Origin of the sequence: Marinobacter sp. (assembly GCF_041687235.1) — a bacterium.
Taxonomy (GTDB): Bacteria; Pseudomonadota; Gammaproteobacteria; order Pseudomonadales; family Oleiphilaceae; genus Marinobacter.
Genome location: NZ_JAWLCH010000001.1, coordinates 228,656 through 244,315, shown reverse-complemented (window position 1 = coordinate 244,315; position 15,660 = coordinate 228,656). Strand labels below are relative to the sequence as shown.

General features: G+C 56.5%; 13 protein-coding genes. 11 read left to right on the top strand and 2 right to left on the bottom strand.

Going from position 1 to position 15,660, the window contains the following annotated elements; translation table 11 throughout:
- The first annotated feature begins 48 nt into the window (after nt 1–48).
- From atpE to ACESMK_RS00980, 11 genes are all read left to right on the top strand, one after another.
- Complete coding sequence (gene atpE / locus ACESMK_RS01030; protein ID WP_088558629.1) at nt 49–276, top strand: F0F1 ATP synthase subunit C; 228 nt, start codon at nt 49–51, stop codon at nt 274–276.
- Between the two features lie 92 nt (nt 277–368).
- Nucleotides 369–839 (top strand): F0F1 ATP synthase subunit B, encoded by a 471-nt coding sequence (locus ACESMK_RS01025; protein ID WP_372994393.1) that lies wholly within the window; start codon nt 369–371, stop codon nt 837–839.
- Between the two features lie 12 nt (nt 840–851).
- A complete protein-coding gene (locus tag ACESMK_RS01020) occupies nt 852–1,388 on the top strand; it encodes a F0F1 ATP synthase subunit delta (RefSeq protein ID WP_372994391.1) in 537 nt (178 codons plus the stop codon).
- Between the two features lie 28 nt (nt 1,389–1,416).
- Entirely contained in the window at nt 1,417–2,961 is a 1,545-nt protein-coding gene (atpA, locus tag ACESMK_RS01015; RefSeq protein WP_372994389.1) for a F0F1 ATP synthase subunit alpha, read from the top strand.
- 66 nt (nt 2,962–3,027) lie between these two features.
- Nucleotides 3,028–3,888, top strand: coding sequence for a F0F1 ATP synthase subunit gamma (gene atpG / locus ACESMK_RS01010; protein ID WP_372994387.1), 861 nt, complete (start codon nt 3,028–3,030; stop codon nt 3,886–3,888).
- Between the two features lie 55 nt (nt 3,889–3,943).
- Nucleotides 3,944–5,338 carry a F0F1 ATP synthase subunit beta gene (atpD, locus tag ACESMK_RS01005; protein ID WP_372994385.1) on the top strand — a complete coding sequence of 465 codons (1,395 nt, stop codon included), beginning with the start codon at nt 3,944–3,946 and terminating at the stop codon, nt 5,336–5,338.
- 35 nt (nt 5,339–5,373) lie between these two features.
- Nucleotides 5,374–5,796 (top strand): F0F1 ATP synthase subunit epsilon, encoded by a 423-nt coding sequence (locus ACESMK_RS01000; RefSeq protein WP_372994383.1) that lies wholly within the window; start codon nt 5,374–5,376, stop codon nt 5,794–5,796.
- Between the two features lie 155 nt (nt 5,797–5,951).
- Nucleotides 5,952–7,316, top strand: coding sequence for a bifunctional UDP-N-acetylglucosamine diphosphorylase/glucosamine-1-phosphate N-acetyltransferase GlmU (glmU, locus tag ACESMK_RS00995; RefSeq protein ID WP_372994381.1), 1,365 nt, complete (start codon nt 5,952–5,954; stop codon nt 7,314–7,316).
- 30 nt (nt 7,317–7,346) lie between these two features.
- On the top strand, nt 7,347–9,179 hold the full coding sequence (gene glmS / locus ACESMK_RS00990) for a glutamine--fructose-6-phosphate transaminase (isomerizing) (protein ID WP_372994379.1): 1,833 nt from the start codon (nt 7,347–7,349) through the stop codon (nt 9,177–9,179).
- Between the two features lie 38 nt (nt 9,180–9,217).
- Nucleotides 9,218–10,162 carry a helix-turn-helix transcriptional regulator gene (locus ACESMK_RS00985; RefSeq protein WP_372994377.1) on the top strand — a complete coding sequence of 315 codons (945 nt, stop codon included), beginning with the start codon at nt 9,218–9,220 and terminating at the stop codon, nt 10,160–10,162.
- Nucleotides 10,163–10,274: 112 nt separating this feature from the next.
- The gene (locus tag ACESMK_RS00980; protein WP_372994375.1) at nt 10,275–12,428 is read left to right on the top strand and encodes a TonB-dependent siderophore receptor; all 2,154 of its coding nucleotides are present in this window, start codon (nt 10,275–10,277) and stop codon (nt 12,426–12,428) included.
- A 139-nt stretch (nt 12,429–12,567) separates the two neighbouring features.
- On the opposite strand, the gene ACESMK_RS00975 is transcribed toward ACESMK_RS00980, so the two are convergent.
- Both ACESMK_RS00975 and ACESMK_RS00970 read right to left on the bottom strand, forming a co-directional pair.
- Nucleotides 12,568–14,655, bottom strand: a complete 2,088-nt coding sequence (locus ACESMK_RS00975) for a diguanylate cyclase domain-containing protein (protein WP_372994373.1) — start codon at nt 14,653–14,655, stop codon at nt 12,568–12,570.
- A gap of 5 nt (nt 14,656–14,660) precedes the next feature.
- On the bottom strand, nt 14,661–15,644 hold the full coding sequence (locus ACESMK_RS00970) for a substrate-binding domain-containing protein (protein WP_372994371.1): 984 nt from the start codon (nt 15,642–15,644) through the stop codon (nt 14,661–14,663).
- Nucleotides 15,645–15,660 lie beyond the last annotated feature (16 nt).

Sequence of the window (15,660 nt, the reverse complement as noted above, 5' to 3'; positions counted from 1 at the left end):
ATTTCTGTAAACAAACCCTTAACTATCTGAAAAACTGAGGAGTCTTCAATGGAAATGGTATACATCGCAGCTGCGCTTATTATCGGTCTGGGTGCCCTGGGCGCCGGTATCGGTTTTGGTCTGCTGGGCGGCAAGCTTCTTGATTCCACTGCCCGCCAGCCTGAAATGGCCAACCAGCTGCAAACCAAAGCCTTTATCATGGCTGGTCTGCTTGACGCCGTTCCAATGATCGGTGTTGGTATTGCTATGTACCTGATCTTCGTTGTTGCTGGTTAATCAAAACGAGACCTGAGGGCGCTGGTTAAGATTAAGACCGCGCCCCACTTCCCGTTAACCGGGACGCAACGAATAGCAAGAGGTATATCGCCGTGAATATAAACCTTACGTTGATAGGGCAATCGATTGCCTTCGCTATTTTCGTCTGGTTCTGCGTCAAGTATGTATGGCCGCCCATCACGGCTGCCATGGCAGAGCGTCAGAAGAAAATAGCCGACGGCCTTTCTGCTGCAGATCGGGCTTCCCTTGATCTCGAACTTGCCCAGCAAAAAGCTTCCAAAGAGCTCCAAAAGGCGAAGGAAGAGTCTGCTGCCCTTATCGATCAGGCAAACAAGCGTGCCGCCCAGATTGTAGAAGCCTCCAAGGAAGATGCTCGCAAAGAAGGCGAAAAGCTCCTTGAACAGGCCAGGGCGGAAATTCAGCAGGAGCGTGTCCAGGCTCGCGACGCACTCAGAGCAGAAGTGGCAACACTGGCTGTTGCAGGTGCCGAGAAGATTCTGGAAACCTCTGTAGACGCCAAAGCTCACAGCGAGATGCTGGAAAAGCTGGCCGCAGAACTCTAAAAGAGGGTCACCATGGCAGAACTTACTACGTTAGCCCGACCCTACGCGAAGGCCGTTTTCGGTGCAGCGCAAGATCAGAATGCTGTTGATCTCTGGGATCAGGCTCTGGCTTTCGCGGCTCAGGTAGCGGCTGACCAAGAGGTAAAGAACATCCTGGCCAATCCCGGCCTGTCTGAGCAACGCAAGGCGGAACTCTTCGCTGACTGTTTTGAAGAGCCGCTGCCTGAAGCACTCAGAAACTTCCTGTTGATTCTTGCTGAAAACAAGCGCCTGCCGTTGTTGCCGGAAGTTTCAGCCCTGTTCAGCCTGTACCGCGCGGATCTTGAGCGCACAGTCAAACTGAAGGTGAGCACGGCATTTGAATTGACCGAAGAGCAGCAGCAGAAGCTCATCGAAGCGCTGTCCAAAAAGCTGGAGCGCAAGGTGGCCCTGGAAACCGCCGTTGATCAGTCCCTGATTGGTGGCGTGATAGTAAACACGGGTGATCTGGTTATCGACGCTTCAGTCCGAGGCAAACTGGCCAAGATGGCCAGGGCTCTGGGCTCCTGATTTCAGCACAAGGTTTGAGGACAAAGGCATGCAGCAACTGAATCCATCCGAGATCAGTGACATCATCAAGAAGAGAATCGAAAAGCTCGATATCTCTTCCGAAGCAAAAAACGAAGGTACGATCCTGTCGGTATCCGACGGTATCGTACTTATCCATGGTCTTGCCGACGTTATGTACGGCGAGATGATCGAATTTGCCAATGGCACATACGGTATGGCGCTGAACCTGGAGCGTGATTCGGTAGGTGCTGTTGTGCTGGGTGACTACGAAGATCTGGCCGAAGGCCAGAAAGTTCGTTGTACCGGACGTATCCTTGAAGTGCCGGTTGGTCCGGAACTGATGGGCCGTGTGGTTGACGGTCTGGGTAACCCGATTGACGGTAAAGGCGATCTGGGCACGTCCCTGACCGCACCGGTCGAGAAGGTTGCGCCGGGCGTTATCGCCCGTCAGTCCGTTGATGAGCCGGTCCAGACTGGTCTGAAAGCGATCGACACCATGGTGCCGATCGGTCGTGGCCAGCGTGAGCTGATCATCGGTGACCGTCAGATTGGTAAGACCGCCGTTGCCATCGACGCGATCATCAACCAGAAGAACACCGGCATCAAGTGTATCTACGTTGCCGTCGGCCAGAAGCAGTCTTCCATTGCCGCCGTCGTGCGCAAGCTGGAAGAGCACGGCGCCATGGATCACACCATCGTCGTTGCCGCTGGCGCTGCCGATCCTGCAGCGATGCAGTTCCTGGCTCCGTACTCCGGTACCTCCATGGGTGAATATTTCCGTGACCGTGGTGAAGACGCCCTGATCATCTACGATGATCTGTCCAAGCAGGCTGTGGCTTACCGCCAGATCTCCCTGCTGCTGCGTCGTCCGCCGGGCCGTGAAGCTTACCCGGGTGACGTTTTCTACCTGCACTCCCGTCTGCTGGAGCGTGCCTCCCGTGTAAATGCAGATTACGTAGAGCAGCTCACCAACGGTGAAGTGAAAGGCAAGACCGGTTCCCTGACCGCGCTGCCGATCATTGAAACCCAGGCTGGTGACGTGTCGGCTTTCGTACCGACCAACGTTATCTCCATCACCGACGGTCAGATCTTCCTGGAGACCAACCTGTTCAACTCCGGTATCCGTCCGGCAATGAACGCTGGTATCTCGGTATCCCGGGTTGGTGGTTCTGCCCAGACCAAGATCATGAAAAAGCTCGGCGGTAACATCCGTCTGGCGTTGGCGCAGTATCGGGAACTGGCCGCTTTCGCCCAGTTTGCTTCAGATCTCGACGAAGCAACCCGTCAGCAGCTGGAGCATGGTCAGCGCGTAACCGAACTGATGAAGCAGAATCAGTACAGCCCCATGACGGTGGCAGAAATGGGTACCGTGCTGTTCGCAGCGAATGAAGGTTTCCTGGACGATGTTGAAGTCAACAGCGTGGTCAAGTTCGAAGCACAGTTGCTGGATTGGATGCGTGCTGAACAGAAAGACCTCCTGGACAAGATCGGCCCAGAGGGTAATTTCAACGATGAAATTACCGCCGGCCTGAAAGCTGCACTGGAGAAATTCAAGACCACTCAAAGCTGGTAAGCCTCTGGGTCCCCTGCGGGGGGCCTTGGGTCCACATGAGTGTCTAACTTGAAAAGGCAGTGACTTATGGCCGTCGGAAAAGAAATACGTAACCAGATCGGAAGCATCAAGAGCACGCAGAAAATCACCAGCGCCATGGAAATGGTGGCTGCGAGCAAAATGCGCAAAGCTCAGGAACGTATGCAGGCAACCCGCCCGTATGCGGACAAGATGCGCCAGGTAATCGGGCATATTGCCAAGGCAAACCAGGATTACCGGCATCCGTTCATGCTGGAACGTGACGTCAAGCGAGTGGGTTATATCGTCGTGTCCTCAGACCGGGGACTGTGCGGTGGCCTGAACGGCAACGTGTTCAAGCTCCTTGTGCGCGAAATGCGTGAATGGAAAAACAAAGGTGTTGAGACCGACCTCTGTGCTATCGGGCAGAAAGGGGCATCATTTTTCCGCAATTATGGCGGAAACGTGGTTGCAGCGCTTACGCACCTGGGTGACAACCCGAGTGCAGACAAGCTGATCGGTAACGTCAAGGTAATGCTCGACGCGTTTGAATCAGGAAAGATTGACCGTCTTTACCTGGTGAGCAACGAGTTCGTGAACACCATGACTCAGAGCCCGAAATCGCTGCAGCTTCTGCCTTTGCCTGAAGGCGAAGATGAAGATGTTGGTCGCCAGTGGGATTACATCTACGAGCCTGATTCCAGACCCATCCTTGATGGGCTCCTGCCACGCTATATCGAATCCCAGGTGTATCAGGGAGTGGTAGAGAATCTGGCTTGTGAGCAGGCTGCCAGGATGATTGCCATGAAGAGCGCGACAGATAACGCAGGCAGCATCATCGATGAGCTTCAGCTGGCCTATAACAAGGCCCGTCAGGCAGCCATCACGCAAGAGATATCGGAGATTGTGAGCGGCGCGGCATCGGTCTGATCCCGCACACGATCCTACTGGTTTTATTGACTATCAAGATAACGAGGAACCGAGCATGAGTAGCGGACACATCGTTCAGATCATTGGCGCGGTTATCGACGTGGAATTTCCACGTGACTCCGTGCCAGGCGTTTATGACGCACTGCTGCTTGAAGGTGGTGAGACAACTCTGGAAGTCCAGCAGCAGCTGGGCGACGGCATTGTACGTACCATCGCCATGGGTAGCACCGAAGGCCTCAAGCGTGGCCTGAAAGCAGAAAATACCGGCAAGCCTATTTCTGTGCCGGTTGGTACCAAGACTCTTGGCCGTATCATGGACGTTCTGGGTCGTCCGATCGACGAACAGGGCGACATCGGCGAAGACGAGCGCTGGGCCATTCACCGTAAAGCACCGGGCTATGCCGACCAGTCAGCGTCAGCCGACCTGCTGGAAACCGGCATCAAGGTAATCGACCTGATCTGCCCGTTCGCCAAGGGTGGTAAGGTTGGTCTGTTCGGTGGTGCCGGTGTTGGCAAGACCGTAAACATGATGGAACTGATCAACAACATCGCGAAAGAGCACTCCGGTCTCTCCGTATTCGCGGGTGTTGGTGAGCGGACCCGGGAAGGTAACGACTTCTACTATGAAATGAAGGAGTCCAACGTTCTCGATAAGGTTGCCATGGTGTACGGCCAGATGAACGAGCCCCCTGGAAACCGTCTGCGTGTTGCCCTGACCGGCCTGACCATGGCCGAGAAGTTCCGTGACGAAGGCCGTGACGTACTGTTGTTCGTCGACAACATCTACCGTTACACCCTGGCCGGTACCGAGGTATCCGCACTGCTTGGCCGTATGCCGTCAGCGGTAGGTTACCAGCCGACCCTGGCCCAGGAAATGGGTGAGCTGCAGGAGCGTATTACCTCCACCAAGAACGGTTCCATCACCTCTATCCAGGCGGTATACGTACCGGCGGATGACTTGACTGACCCGTCTCCGGCGACAACATTCTCGCACCTCGACGCGACCGTGGTACTGAGCCGTGACATCGCTTCCAAGGGTATCTACCCGGCGATCGATCCGCTTGACTCCACTTCCCGTCAGCTGGATCCGCTGGTGATCGGCGAGCAGCACTACAATGTTGCCCGTGGTGTTCAGAACGTTCTGCAGCGCTACAAAGAACTGAAGGACATCATCGCGATTCTGGGTATGGACGAGCTGTCTGAAGACGACAAGCTGACCGTATCACGCGCCCGTAAGATCGAGCGTTTCCTGTCCCAGCCCTTCCACGTAGCGGAAGTATTTACCGGTTCTCCCGGTAAGTATGTCTCTCTCAAAGAGACAATCGCCAGCTTCGAAGGCATCCTGAACGGTGATTACGACGATATGCCGGAGCAGGCCTTCTATATGTGTGGTGGCATCGACGAAGCTATCGAGAAGGCTAAGGCAATGAAAGCGAAGGAAAGCAAATAAGCAACCTTCACTTTCTGACGCAAGAGGCGTAAGAAATGGTTATGACCGTACACTGTGACGTCGTAAGTGCCGAAGAAAAGATCTTCTCCGGCCTGGTGGAAGTACTGACTGCTACCGGGACTGAAGGTGAGATGGGCATCCAGTTTGGCCACGCTCCGCTGCTGACCGCGCTGAAACCCGGCGCGGTGCGGATCGTCAAACAGGGTGGCGATGAAGAGGTCCTGTATGTTTCCGGTGGGTATCTGGAAGTACAGCCGAACATCATCACCCTGATGGCTGACACCGCTGTCCGTGCAAAGGATGTGGACGAGGCTGCGGCACTGGAAGCGCAGAAGGAAGCCGAGAAGGCACTGGCAAACAAAACAGGCGAGTTCGAGTACTCACGTGCTGCTGTGGAGCTGGCGGAAGCCGCGGCCCAGTTGCGCACCTTGCAGAAGCTGCGTAAAAACCTTCGATAGAAGCGTTTTTCGGTTTCTGGATCTTGCCCGAAACAAGACCGCATCCTGAAAAGGCCAGCAGGGTTTGTTGCATATCAACAACCTTGCCGGCTGATCGGGGCGCGGTTTTTGTTTTTTGGAATTGATACCCGTTCACTAACAGGGGTAGACCTCAGATGAGCCCGCTACACGTTGTCATCCTGGCCGCCGGCCAGGGGTCCAGAATGAAATCCGCACTGCCGAAGGTGCTGCATCCGATTGCCGGCCGTCCGATGCTGCATCATGTGATAGCCACCGCCAAACAGCTTGGCGCTAAAAAAATCCACACGGTGATTGGGCATGGGGCTGACAAGGTCCGGGAAGCCACTGATGAAGCTTCGGTAAACTGGGTCACCCAGAGCGAACAGCTGGGGACCGGTCACGCGGTTGCCCAGGCACTGCCGGATCTTCCCGCTGATGCGAGGGTTCTTGTGCTCTATGGCGATGTCCCCCTGACTCGCCACGAAACCCTGGAAAGTCTTGTCGGTACGCTGGATGACAACACTCTTGGTCTGTTGACGGTAACCATGGACAACCCCCAGGGATACGGCCGAATTGTCCGGAATGCCGAAGGCGACGTGCAGTCCATTGTCGAGCAGAAAGACGCTTCCACAGAGCAGCAAACGATTCGTGAGGTGAACACAGGCATACTGGCGGTGTCAGCAAAACACCTGAAAAGCTGGTTACCGACGCTCTCCAACAGCAACGCCCAGGGCGAGTACTACCTCACCGACATTATTGCCATGGCGGTGGCGCAGGGCCTGCGTGTTTCGGTATCCCAGCCGGAGAATCCCTACGAAGTGCAGGGGGTTAACAATCGTTTGCAACTGGCGGAACTGGAACGCTGGTTCCAACGTCAGCAGGCTGACCGACTGATGACGGAAGGGGCGACGCTTGCGGATCCTGCCCGGGTTGATGTCCGTGGCGATCTCAGCATTGGCAACGATCTCTGGATCGACGTGAACGTGGTATTCGAGGGTAAGGTCAGTCTGGGCAGCAATGTGTCCATTGGCCCGGGTTGTGTCATCAAGGATGCTTCCATCGCCGATGGCACTGAAATCAAGGCCAACAGTGTCATTGAAAGTGCAACGATTGGCGCCAACGCCCAGATCGGCCCCTTTGCCCGTATCCGTCCCGGTACAGAGCTGGCGGCGAATACCAAGGTCGGCAACTTTGTGGAAACTAAAAAGGCCATCGTCGGCGAGGGCAGCAAGATCAACCACCTGAGCTACGTCGGCGATGCCACGCTGGGCCGTAATGTGAATGTGGGTGCAGGAACCATCACCTGTAATTATGATGGTGTGAACAAATACCGGACAGTGATTGGCGATGGCGTGTTTGTCGGCTCCAACACCTCACTGGTTGCCCCTGTTACTATTGAGGCAGAGGCCACCATCGGCGCTGGCTCCACCATCACCCGTGATGTGGCCGAAAATGAGTTGGCAGTGGCCCGTGGCCGACAGCGCAATATCTCCGGCTGGGAAAAGCCGAAGAAAAACTGATTAAATCGATCAACAGACAGGTAGAGCAGCATGTGTGGAATTGTAGGCGCGGTTTCGGAAAGGGACGTTCAGGGCATCCTTCTTGAGGGTCTGCGCCGTCTGGAGTATCGAGGGTATGACTCGGCCGGTATGGCCGTGATTGGTGGTGACCACAGCGTTCAGCGTGCACGGGAAGTGGGCAAAGTCGCGTCACTGGCAGACGCCATGAAGGCCAACCCCCTGGCGGGTCATCTGGGCATTGCCCACACCCGCTGGGCGACCCACGGCGAGCCGTCCCAGATCAATGCCCACCCGCACATGTCGGGCGAGCGCCTGGCCATCGTCCACAATGGCATCATCGAGAACTATCAGGAACTTCGTGAAGAACTGCGGGCCGAGGGTTTTGAGTTCACGTCTCAAACCGATACCGAAGTGGTCGCGCATCTGATCGAAAAGAATTACCGGGCCCTCGGAAACCTTCATGACTCGGTTCGTGCCGCCATCGGCCGGCTGCGTGGTGCCTATGCCCTGGCCGTGATTCACGCGGATGAGCCGGATCACCTGGTGGTGTGCCGGGAGGGCAGCCCGTTGGTTATCGGCGTGGGTATCGGCGAGAACTTCATTGCTTCCGATCAGCTTGCCCTGCTGCCGGTCACCGACCGATTCATGTTCCTGGAGGAAGGGGACATTGCCGATATCCGCAAGGAAGGCATCACCATTCTTGATCGGGAGGGCCAGCCGGCGGAGCGGGAGGTTACCCGCTTCGAGCACGGCGCGGATTCTGCTGACAAGGGCGAATACCGCCACTTCATGCTCAAGGAAATCTACGAGCAACCCAAAGTGATCAAGGCCACCATGGAAGGCCGGGTCACCAAAACCCGGGTGCTGGAACAGGCTCTGGGTACCGAGGCAGCAAATCTGCTTGAGAACGTTCGTCACGTCCAGATCATTGCCTGCGGCACCAGTTACCACGCCGGTATGGTCGCCCGTTACTGGATCGAGGAGCTGGCCGGTGTTGCCTGCTCGGTGGAAGTGGCTTCTGAGTTCCGCTACCGCAAACACGTGATCCAGCAGGATACCCTGTTCCTGTGTATTTCACAGTCCGGCGAAACCGCCGATACCCTGGCGGCCCTGCGCCAGGCCAAGAAAGCCGGTTTCCGGGCGGCGCTGGCCATCTGTAACGTGCCGGGCAGTTCCCTGGTGCGGGAATCCGACCTGGTGATCATGACCCAGGCGGGGCCGGAAATCGGCGTAGCTTCCACCAAGGCCTTCACCACGCAGCTGACCGCGCTGCTGATTTTCACCCTGGCCCTGGCCCGTCACAACGGGTTGCCTGAGGAGCAGGAAGCGGAAATCGTGGAGGCCATTCATCTGCTGCCAGGCCAGGTCAGTGATGTGCTGGCCCTGGATGGCGAGATTGCCGAGATGTCCAAGGCGTTCATGGACAAGAACCACAGCCTGTTCCTGGGCCGTGGATCCCAGTTCCCGGTGGCCCTCGAAGGTGCCCTCAAGCTCAAGGAAATCTCCTACATCCACGCCGAGGCCTATCCGGCCGGTGAGCTCAAGCATGGTCCCCTGGCCCTGGTCGACAGCGAAATGCCCGTGGTCACGGTAGCGCCCAACAACGACCTGGTTGAGAAGCTCAAGTCCAACCTCGAAGAGGTCCGTGCCCGCGGCGGCGAGCTGTTTGTCTTCGCTGATAAAAAGGCCGACGTGAAGCCGGAAGAGGGCATTCACGTGATGCAGATTCCGTCCGTGCATCCGATTACGGCGCCAATTGTGTACACCGTTCCGCTACAGCTGCTGTCCTATCATGTAGCTGTGCTCAAGGGTACCGATGTGGACCAGCCGCGGAATTTGGCTAAAAGTGTGACGGTGGAATAGTTCCAAAACTGGGTGAACACAGGCTCGGAGCGGAACGTTTGCACACATTCAGTCGGGCAGATTTCGAACGCTTCGGGCAACTTTACGACATTGAATTTCGGTTCCCGGCCATCCAGGGCGACACCAGCGCTGATGACCATATTGTTGCCCGGGGGGAGGTTACCGAGCACAGCCTGGCATCGGGTTTCCGGTTTACCTTTTCCTCTCTTCAAGTGCTTGAGGCCTATGAATCCGTTTCTTGTGGTCACGCGCCGTTGCTGGCGCTGATCGTACTCGATGGCACTGTCGAACTTACCCTCGGTTCTGTCGAACACGTACTGACGCCGGGTACGGCCGTCAGCATGCAGCTGCATCCGGACTACCCATTACAGGCCTACCAGCCAGCGCAAAAACATCTGGAAATTGTGGCGCTTGCTTTCGATCCAAGGGGCGCAAGCTTGGGCCATGTCTCACCCAGCTTACACGGCCTGACCACGCTCCCTCGGGTTCCCCTGCGTAAATGGGACGTGCCTGTCGCGCTCAAGGAGCTGTTACAGACCTACGCGGGCCTTACCATGACGGGCGTTCAGAAAGATCTGGTGTTGGAAGGCCTCGCACTGCAGCTTGCCGGATTGGGGCTGGGAGGCGAAGAGCATGAATCTCCCCATGTTCCGGTGGTTCCGGTCCAGCAACGTCAGCGCCTTGAGCTGGTGAGACAGCACCTCGAGTTCACTCCGGACCATCATCACACCCTGAAGGACCTTGCCGATATGGCGGCTATGAGCCCAAGCGGCCTGCGAGCGAAATTTCGGGCGATGTATGGCGTTCCGGTCTTCGACTATCGCAGAAAATGCCGTCTTCGGTTGGCAAAACACTATCTGGAGCAAGGCTTCAGTGTCGAGCAGAGTGCAAACAAGCTGGGGTACACTCACGCGACCAATTTTTCGACGGCGTTTCGCCGGGAATTCGGATTTTCTCCCCGACAGTGCACGGTCGGCCACTAAAAATAGCACTCCGCATAGATTTTTTGTCTTCCTGAATACCAAATCTCGGATCTAAACAACAATATTTCGCATTACATTTAAGCTTGTAAAGCGCGTTGTTTGGAGCTGATTAATGAATTCGTCCCGTGATAACCGCCAGTCCTTTCTCCCCTCAGGCCTCGCGGTGGCCATAGCCGGGGTTCTGGCAAGCCCGATGTTGTACGCGCAGGAAGCGACCATTACCGAGCTGGATGCCATCGAAGTCTCTGCAGATGCCGCCGAGCCGAGCGGTACTGGACCGAGTGATGGCTATAGCGCACAGGCTACCGTCACTGGCACAAAAACAACCACCAGCGTGGTTGAAACACCCCAGTCCATTTCAACGGTCACAGCGGATCAGATCCAGGACCAGAACGCGGCCAACCTGGGCGAGGTTCTGCGTTATACAGCCGGTGCCCGTGGTGAGACTTTTGGTTTTGAACCGCGCACCACTTTTCTGAGAATACGTGGCTTCGACGTGGCCACCAGCGGCTTGTTCCGTGACAACCTGAAACTGGCCAACCCCGGCTTCGCGGCCGGTTACAGCCTTGCGCCCTATGGTGCCGAGCGCATTGATGTGCTCAAGGGACCCTCGTCCGTACTCTACGGACAGGCGGGCCCGGGCGGGTTGGTGAACTATGTGTCCAAGCGACCTACGTTCGACACTCGTCGAGAAGTGCGCGTTGAGGCGGGTACCAACGATCTGGTCCAGGGCCAGTTTGATATCAGTGGGGCGGTGAATGACAGCGATACCCTGGCCGTTCGCCTGGTGGGCCTGGTTCGCGACAGCGAAACCCAGGTGGATTTCGTCAATGACGACCGGAAGTACCTGGCCCCCAGCCTGACCTGGCAACCCACGGACGCCACCCGACTGACGGTACTGGCGCACTGGCAGTATGACGACACCCAGCCCTCCCAGCGCTACCCGTTGCAGGGGACTCTTGAGCCAAACCCGAATGGTCCGATTCCTGACAACCGGTTTACCGGCGAGCCGGGGTACGACGCCTACGAGCGTCGCGAGAGCGCCGTAGGCTATGAGTTTGAACACCGCATTAATGACCGGGTGGTGCTGCGCCAGAATGTCCGGGACTACCGCAACGATGTCGACGACCAGACCATCTACACCACCGGTTTGCTGGCGGATCAGAGAACCATTAGCCGGTCCCGCTTTGACAGTTTCGGTCGCATTGACGGGCTGGTCATGGATAACCAGGTGGAGTTGAGTGCTCAGACGGGTGCGGCAGAACACACGGTATTGGTTGGTCTGGATCATCAGGATATTGACGTGTCATCGCGGCAGTTCTTCGGAGCCGCCAGTAACCTGGATATCTATGATCCTGTTTATGGCGCGCCTGTCCCCGATGCCCCAGTGTTTAAAGACGAGAACGGCCAACTCAAGCAGACCGGCGTTTATCTGCAGGATCAGATCCGAGTAGACCGTTGGACGGTTTCCCTTGGCGGCCGGTATGACGTGGCCCGTTCCGAGACACTCAATAATCTCACCGGTGCCACAGCCACCCGGGACGACGAAGCCTTTACGGGGCGTGCCGGTGTCAGCTACCAGCTCGCGAATGGCTTTGCGCCCTATCTGAGCTACATGGAGTCGTTTCTCCCCACCACAGGCACCGATGCAGCAGGCAATCCGTTCGAGCCCGAAACCGCGCATCAGTACGAGGCGGGCGTGAAGTACCAGCCGGATCCGGATACTCTGGTAACGCTGGCCTGGTTTGACCTCACCCGGGAAGACTACCTGACCAGCAATCCAACGACCTTCCTGGATGAGCAGCGTGGCGAGGCCAACTCACGAGGGTTGGAGATGGAAGCCCGCACTCGTCTGTTCCAGGCGCTGGGTGTGGTTGCCAGCTATACCTACACCGATGCCGAGATCACCAAAACCAGCAACCCGGTGGAAGAGGGCGAACCTCTGGAATACACCCCGGAGCATGAAGCAGCGCTATGGGGTAAATACAGTTTCCGGGGCGGCGTGTTGCATGGCCTGGGGCTGGGCGCCGGCGTGCGTTATATCGGCGAGAGTTTTGGCGCGGCATTCAACGCGGATAATTCTGCCCTGGAAGTACCGGATGTAACCCTGGTGGATGCTGCTATTACCTACGACATTGGCCAGGTATCGCTGGGCCTGCATGCCCAGAACCTGCTGGACGAGAAATACGTGGCGACGGCCTTCGACAGTTCTGGTACATACGGCACACGCCGTGAAGTGACAGGTTCGGTTACTTACCGTTTTTGATTACATTATCCTCCTGGCGCAGGGACGCGGGATACTCTGGTTCTGGACCGGAATGAGCTCAACGGCACGGGCAGCGACGGTGCCGAAGGGCTTCTTTCGCGAGGCCAGGTCAGCTCTTTTGCAATACCCGGACCTGTGGCTAATCGAGTTGTTTCTCCGATTGGTCGGAAGAGGCCGGGGGTACCAGCCTGGAGTTGAAAGCACTCCCGTCCATGCCATTGAAGAACCGGACCTGATTCTTGCCCCGCTGTTTGGCTTGGTACATGGCTATGTCGGCCTGGCGCAAGAGTATATCGGCATCAATATCCTGAGCCTGGGGGTACAGGGTAACACCCAGGCTGGCGGATACATGAACCGAGTGCCCGGCCAGATCGACTGGCGCAGACAGGGCTGCCAGTAGCCGGGTCAGGATGGGTTTGCAGTCGGTGCCTGAGGATAGCTCGGGCAAAAGCACCACGAATTCGTCGCCGCCAAGGCGGGCGACGGTATCGCATTCTCTCAGGGTGGTTTGCATCCTGCGGGCCAGGACAATCAGCAGTTCGTCACCGGAGGCATGCCCGTAGGTATCGTTGATCGCCTTGAAGCCGTCAAGATCCATAAACACCACCGCCAGAACATCGCCGTGGCGTCTCGTTGTCGATACCGCGTGGCGCAGTCGCTCACTCAACAGGAGGCGGTTGGGCAATCCGGTCAGGGCGTCGTAGTGGGCAATCTGGCGCAACTGTTCTTCGTTCTGTTTCAGATGAGAGATATCCGCGAACAGGGTAACGTAGTGTTCTATCGCGTTGTCGTTGTTAGAAACCGCGGCAATGGTCATCAGGGTTGGAAATACCGATCCGTTACGACATGGAATCCAGCACTCGCCACTCCATACCCCTTCGTTCTCGAGAGAGGACAATACCTGTTTTCGAAAATCCTGGTTGTGGTGGTCCGATGCCAGCATGAACTCATAGTTCTGATCCACGGCCTCACTTCTGGCATAACCGGTGAGCGTGCAAAAGGCCGAGTTCACATCAAGAATGATGCCCCCGGCACTCGTCAGCACAATGCCCTCCCGTGCGTGACGGAACACGCCGGCAGCCATTGAAAGGCTGGCTTCGGCCTGTTTTCGTTCGGTAATGTCCTGATGTGTGCCATACATCACCAGTGGCCGACCATGCTCGTCCCAGGATTGAACGCTCCCGCGATCGAGTATCCAGACCCAGTGCCCGTTTTTGTGGCGCATCCGGGCTTCGCACTCGTAATAATCCAGCTCACCACGAAAGTGTTTGTCGAGCAATTCTGAGCTGCGCTGCAGGTCTTCGGGATGCGCCAGCGTCATCCAGGTTTCAATAGAGATGGGAGCCAGCTCTTCAAGCGAATAGCCGAGAATCTCCGCCCAGCGCTCGTTAAACACGGTTTCCCCGGTCTGGACATTCCACTCCCAGATGCCGGATCGGGTGCCGATGATTGTGTTTCGGAGCCTGCGCCGTTCGATTTTCAGGTTTTCCCGGGATCCTTTGATCGAATCCAGCATGGTATTGATGCCATTGCTCAGCACCGCCAATTCCCGGTAACGAAAGGATGGCACTGGCGCCTTTGGAATACCCTCCTGATCACTGTTCTTGAGGGCAGCATCAATGCCGAGAATCGAATTGAAGAAATAGCGTCTCAGAACAGCGGTCAGTAGCAGAGATAGAATACCCGCAAGAACAAGAACCGTGAAAAGCTCCTCCAATAGGGCCCTATCCAGCTTCTTGACCAGAATATCGTCAGAGGCGTAAACCCAGACTTCCCCCAACACCTTACCCGACGAGCCTATGATCGGGGCGCTGCCAGCGTAGAACGCCTGGTCGAGCTGTTCGGTTACAGAAGTGTCCCGTGCCTGAACATCCACGTACTGGCCATCGCCCTGCCGGAGCTGGCCGAAGAGATAATAGGGCTGCCCGAGAATCTCGCCCATTTCGAAGTCTTCAACGATAACGGCAAAGTGGCGTTTGAGCGCTGCCTCCGTGGTGACCAGGCTTTCGTATTCATTGACTGCATAGGATTCAATGAAAGGCCCAAGGCTTTTGCTCAGTCGTTTCAGGCTTTCTGCAACATCCAGCTCAATGTCGTCAATGATTTCCGAGCGCTCGGAGGTATAGACATAGAGGGCATGAAAGGCAAACACCACCAGTATGACTGCAACCACGATCAGGGTAGTACGTGTCAGCAGAGAGGGGCCGCCTTGGTTGGTTGCTGCCATAGTGTCTAGTTACCTTCGGGCAGTTTGCCGAGAACGTTGCGGTGGATAACCGGAAGCAACTGCTGCAGGTTGTCCTCAGACACGGTCAGCACCGGGAGTTGCTGTAGTTTGTCGACGGTCTGTCCTGCCAGGTGCCGGTGCATGGTTTCAACGGCTTTCTCGCCCATCAGGAAGGGCTGCTGCATACCGGCACCCACCAGCGTTCCCTGGTCGATCATGTTGACAAACTCGGGTTCTGCGTCGAAACAGATCAACAGGATTTCACCGGACTTACCAGCCTCGGAAATGGCATCCAGCGCCCCCTGATAACGGTCAGAACCCTGCAGCCAGACCGCTCTGAGTGTCGGGTTATCTTCGATCAAGCGGCGGGTAAACTCGTAGGTCTCGCGATAGGAAAAATCAGATTGCTGGTACAGACCGGCCGACTTGACGCCGTGTTCTTCCAAAGCCTGGAGGAACCCTTCGGTTCGGGCTTTGCCGTTGGCCCGCTTCTGGGGAATCGCAATGATACCAACGCTGCCCTTCATCCAGCCGTTATTGTGCAGGGCTTGGGCCAGCATTTTGCCCAGATCATAAGCGCCCTGAAAATTATCGGATTCGATGTAGCTGACATAGTTGTCAGCCTTGGCCCCGATATCCGAGATGACAACCGGAATGTTTGCCCGCTCCGCCAGCTTGAGAATTGTTGCGGCGGCGGAAGAGTTGGTGGGGGAGATCAGGATGCCATCGACGCCCTCCTCGATGGCCGAAATAGTATATGCCAGTTCGTTTCTGGCTACGTTTTCGGCACTGTACACCAGAACCTGGTATCCCAGTTGATCGGCCTTATGGGTAATGCCCCGGGCCATGATGCTCCAGAACGGGATGCGCAGGTCCGAAACCAGATAAGCGAGCCGCTTTTCTTGAGCCTCAACATCAAAGCCCAGCATGGTGACCATGACAAAGACGATGGATACAGTCCGGATTACCCGGCGAATGTGGAGCTTCATGCAGTGGCCATGTGAT

Bases quoted from the DNA above. Each gene is read 5' to 3' on its own strand.
- atpA (WP_372994389.1), top strand. From the start codon at position 1,417: ATGCAGCAACTGAATCCATCCGAGATCAGTGACATCATCAAGAAGAGA.
- atpG (WP_372994387.1), top strand. From the start codon at position 3,028: ATGGCCGTCGGAAAAGAAATACGTAACCAGATCGGAAGCATCAAGAGC.
- atpE (WP_088558629.1), top strand. From the start codon at position 49: ATGGAAATGGTATACATCGCAGCTGCGCTTATTATCGGTCTGGGTGCC.
- ACESMK_RS01000 (WP_372994383.1), top strand. From the start codon at position 5,374: ATGGTTATGACCGTACACTGTGACGTCGTAAGTGCCGAAGAAAAGATC.
- glmU (WP_372994381.1), top strand. From the start codon at position 5,952: ATGAGCCCGCTACACGTTGTCATCCTGGCCGCCGGCCAGGGGTCCAGA.
- ACESMK_RS00980 (WP_372994375.1), top strand. From the start codon at position 10,275: ATGAATTCGTCCCGTGATAACCGCCAGTCCTTTCTCCCCTCAGGCCTC.
- glmS (WP_372994379.1), top strand. From the start codon at position 7,347: ATGTGTGGAATTGTAGGCGCGGTTTCGGAAAGGGACGTTCAGGGCATC.
- ACESMK_RS01020 (WP_372994391.1), top strand. From the start codon at position 852: ATGGCAGAACTTACTACGTTAGCCCGACCCTACGCGAAGGCCGTTTTC.
- ACESMK_RS00970 (WP_372994371.1), bottom strand. From the start codon at position 15,644: ATGAAGCTCCACATTCGCCGGGTAATCCGGACTGTATCCATCGTCTTT.
- ACESMK_RS00975 (WP_372994373.1), bottom strand. From the start codon at position 14,655: ATGGCAGCAACCAACCAAGGCGGCCCCTCTCTGCTGACACGTACTACC.
- atpD (WP_372994385.1), top strand. From the start codon at position 3,944: ATGAGTAGCGGACACATCGTTCAGATCATTGGCGCGGTTATCGACGTG.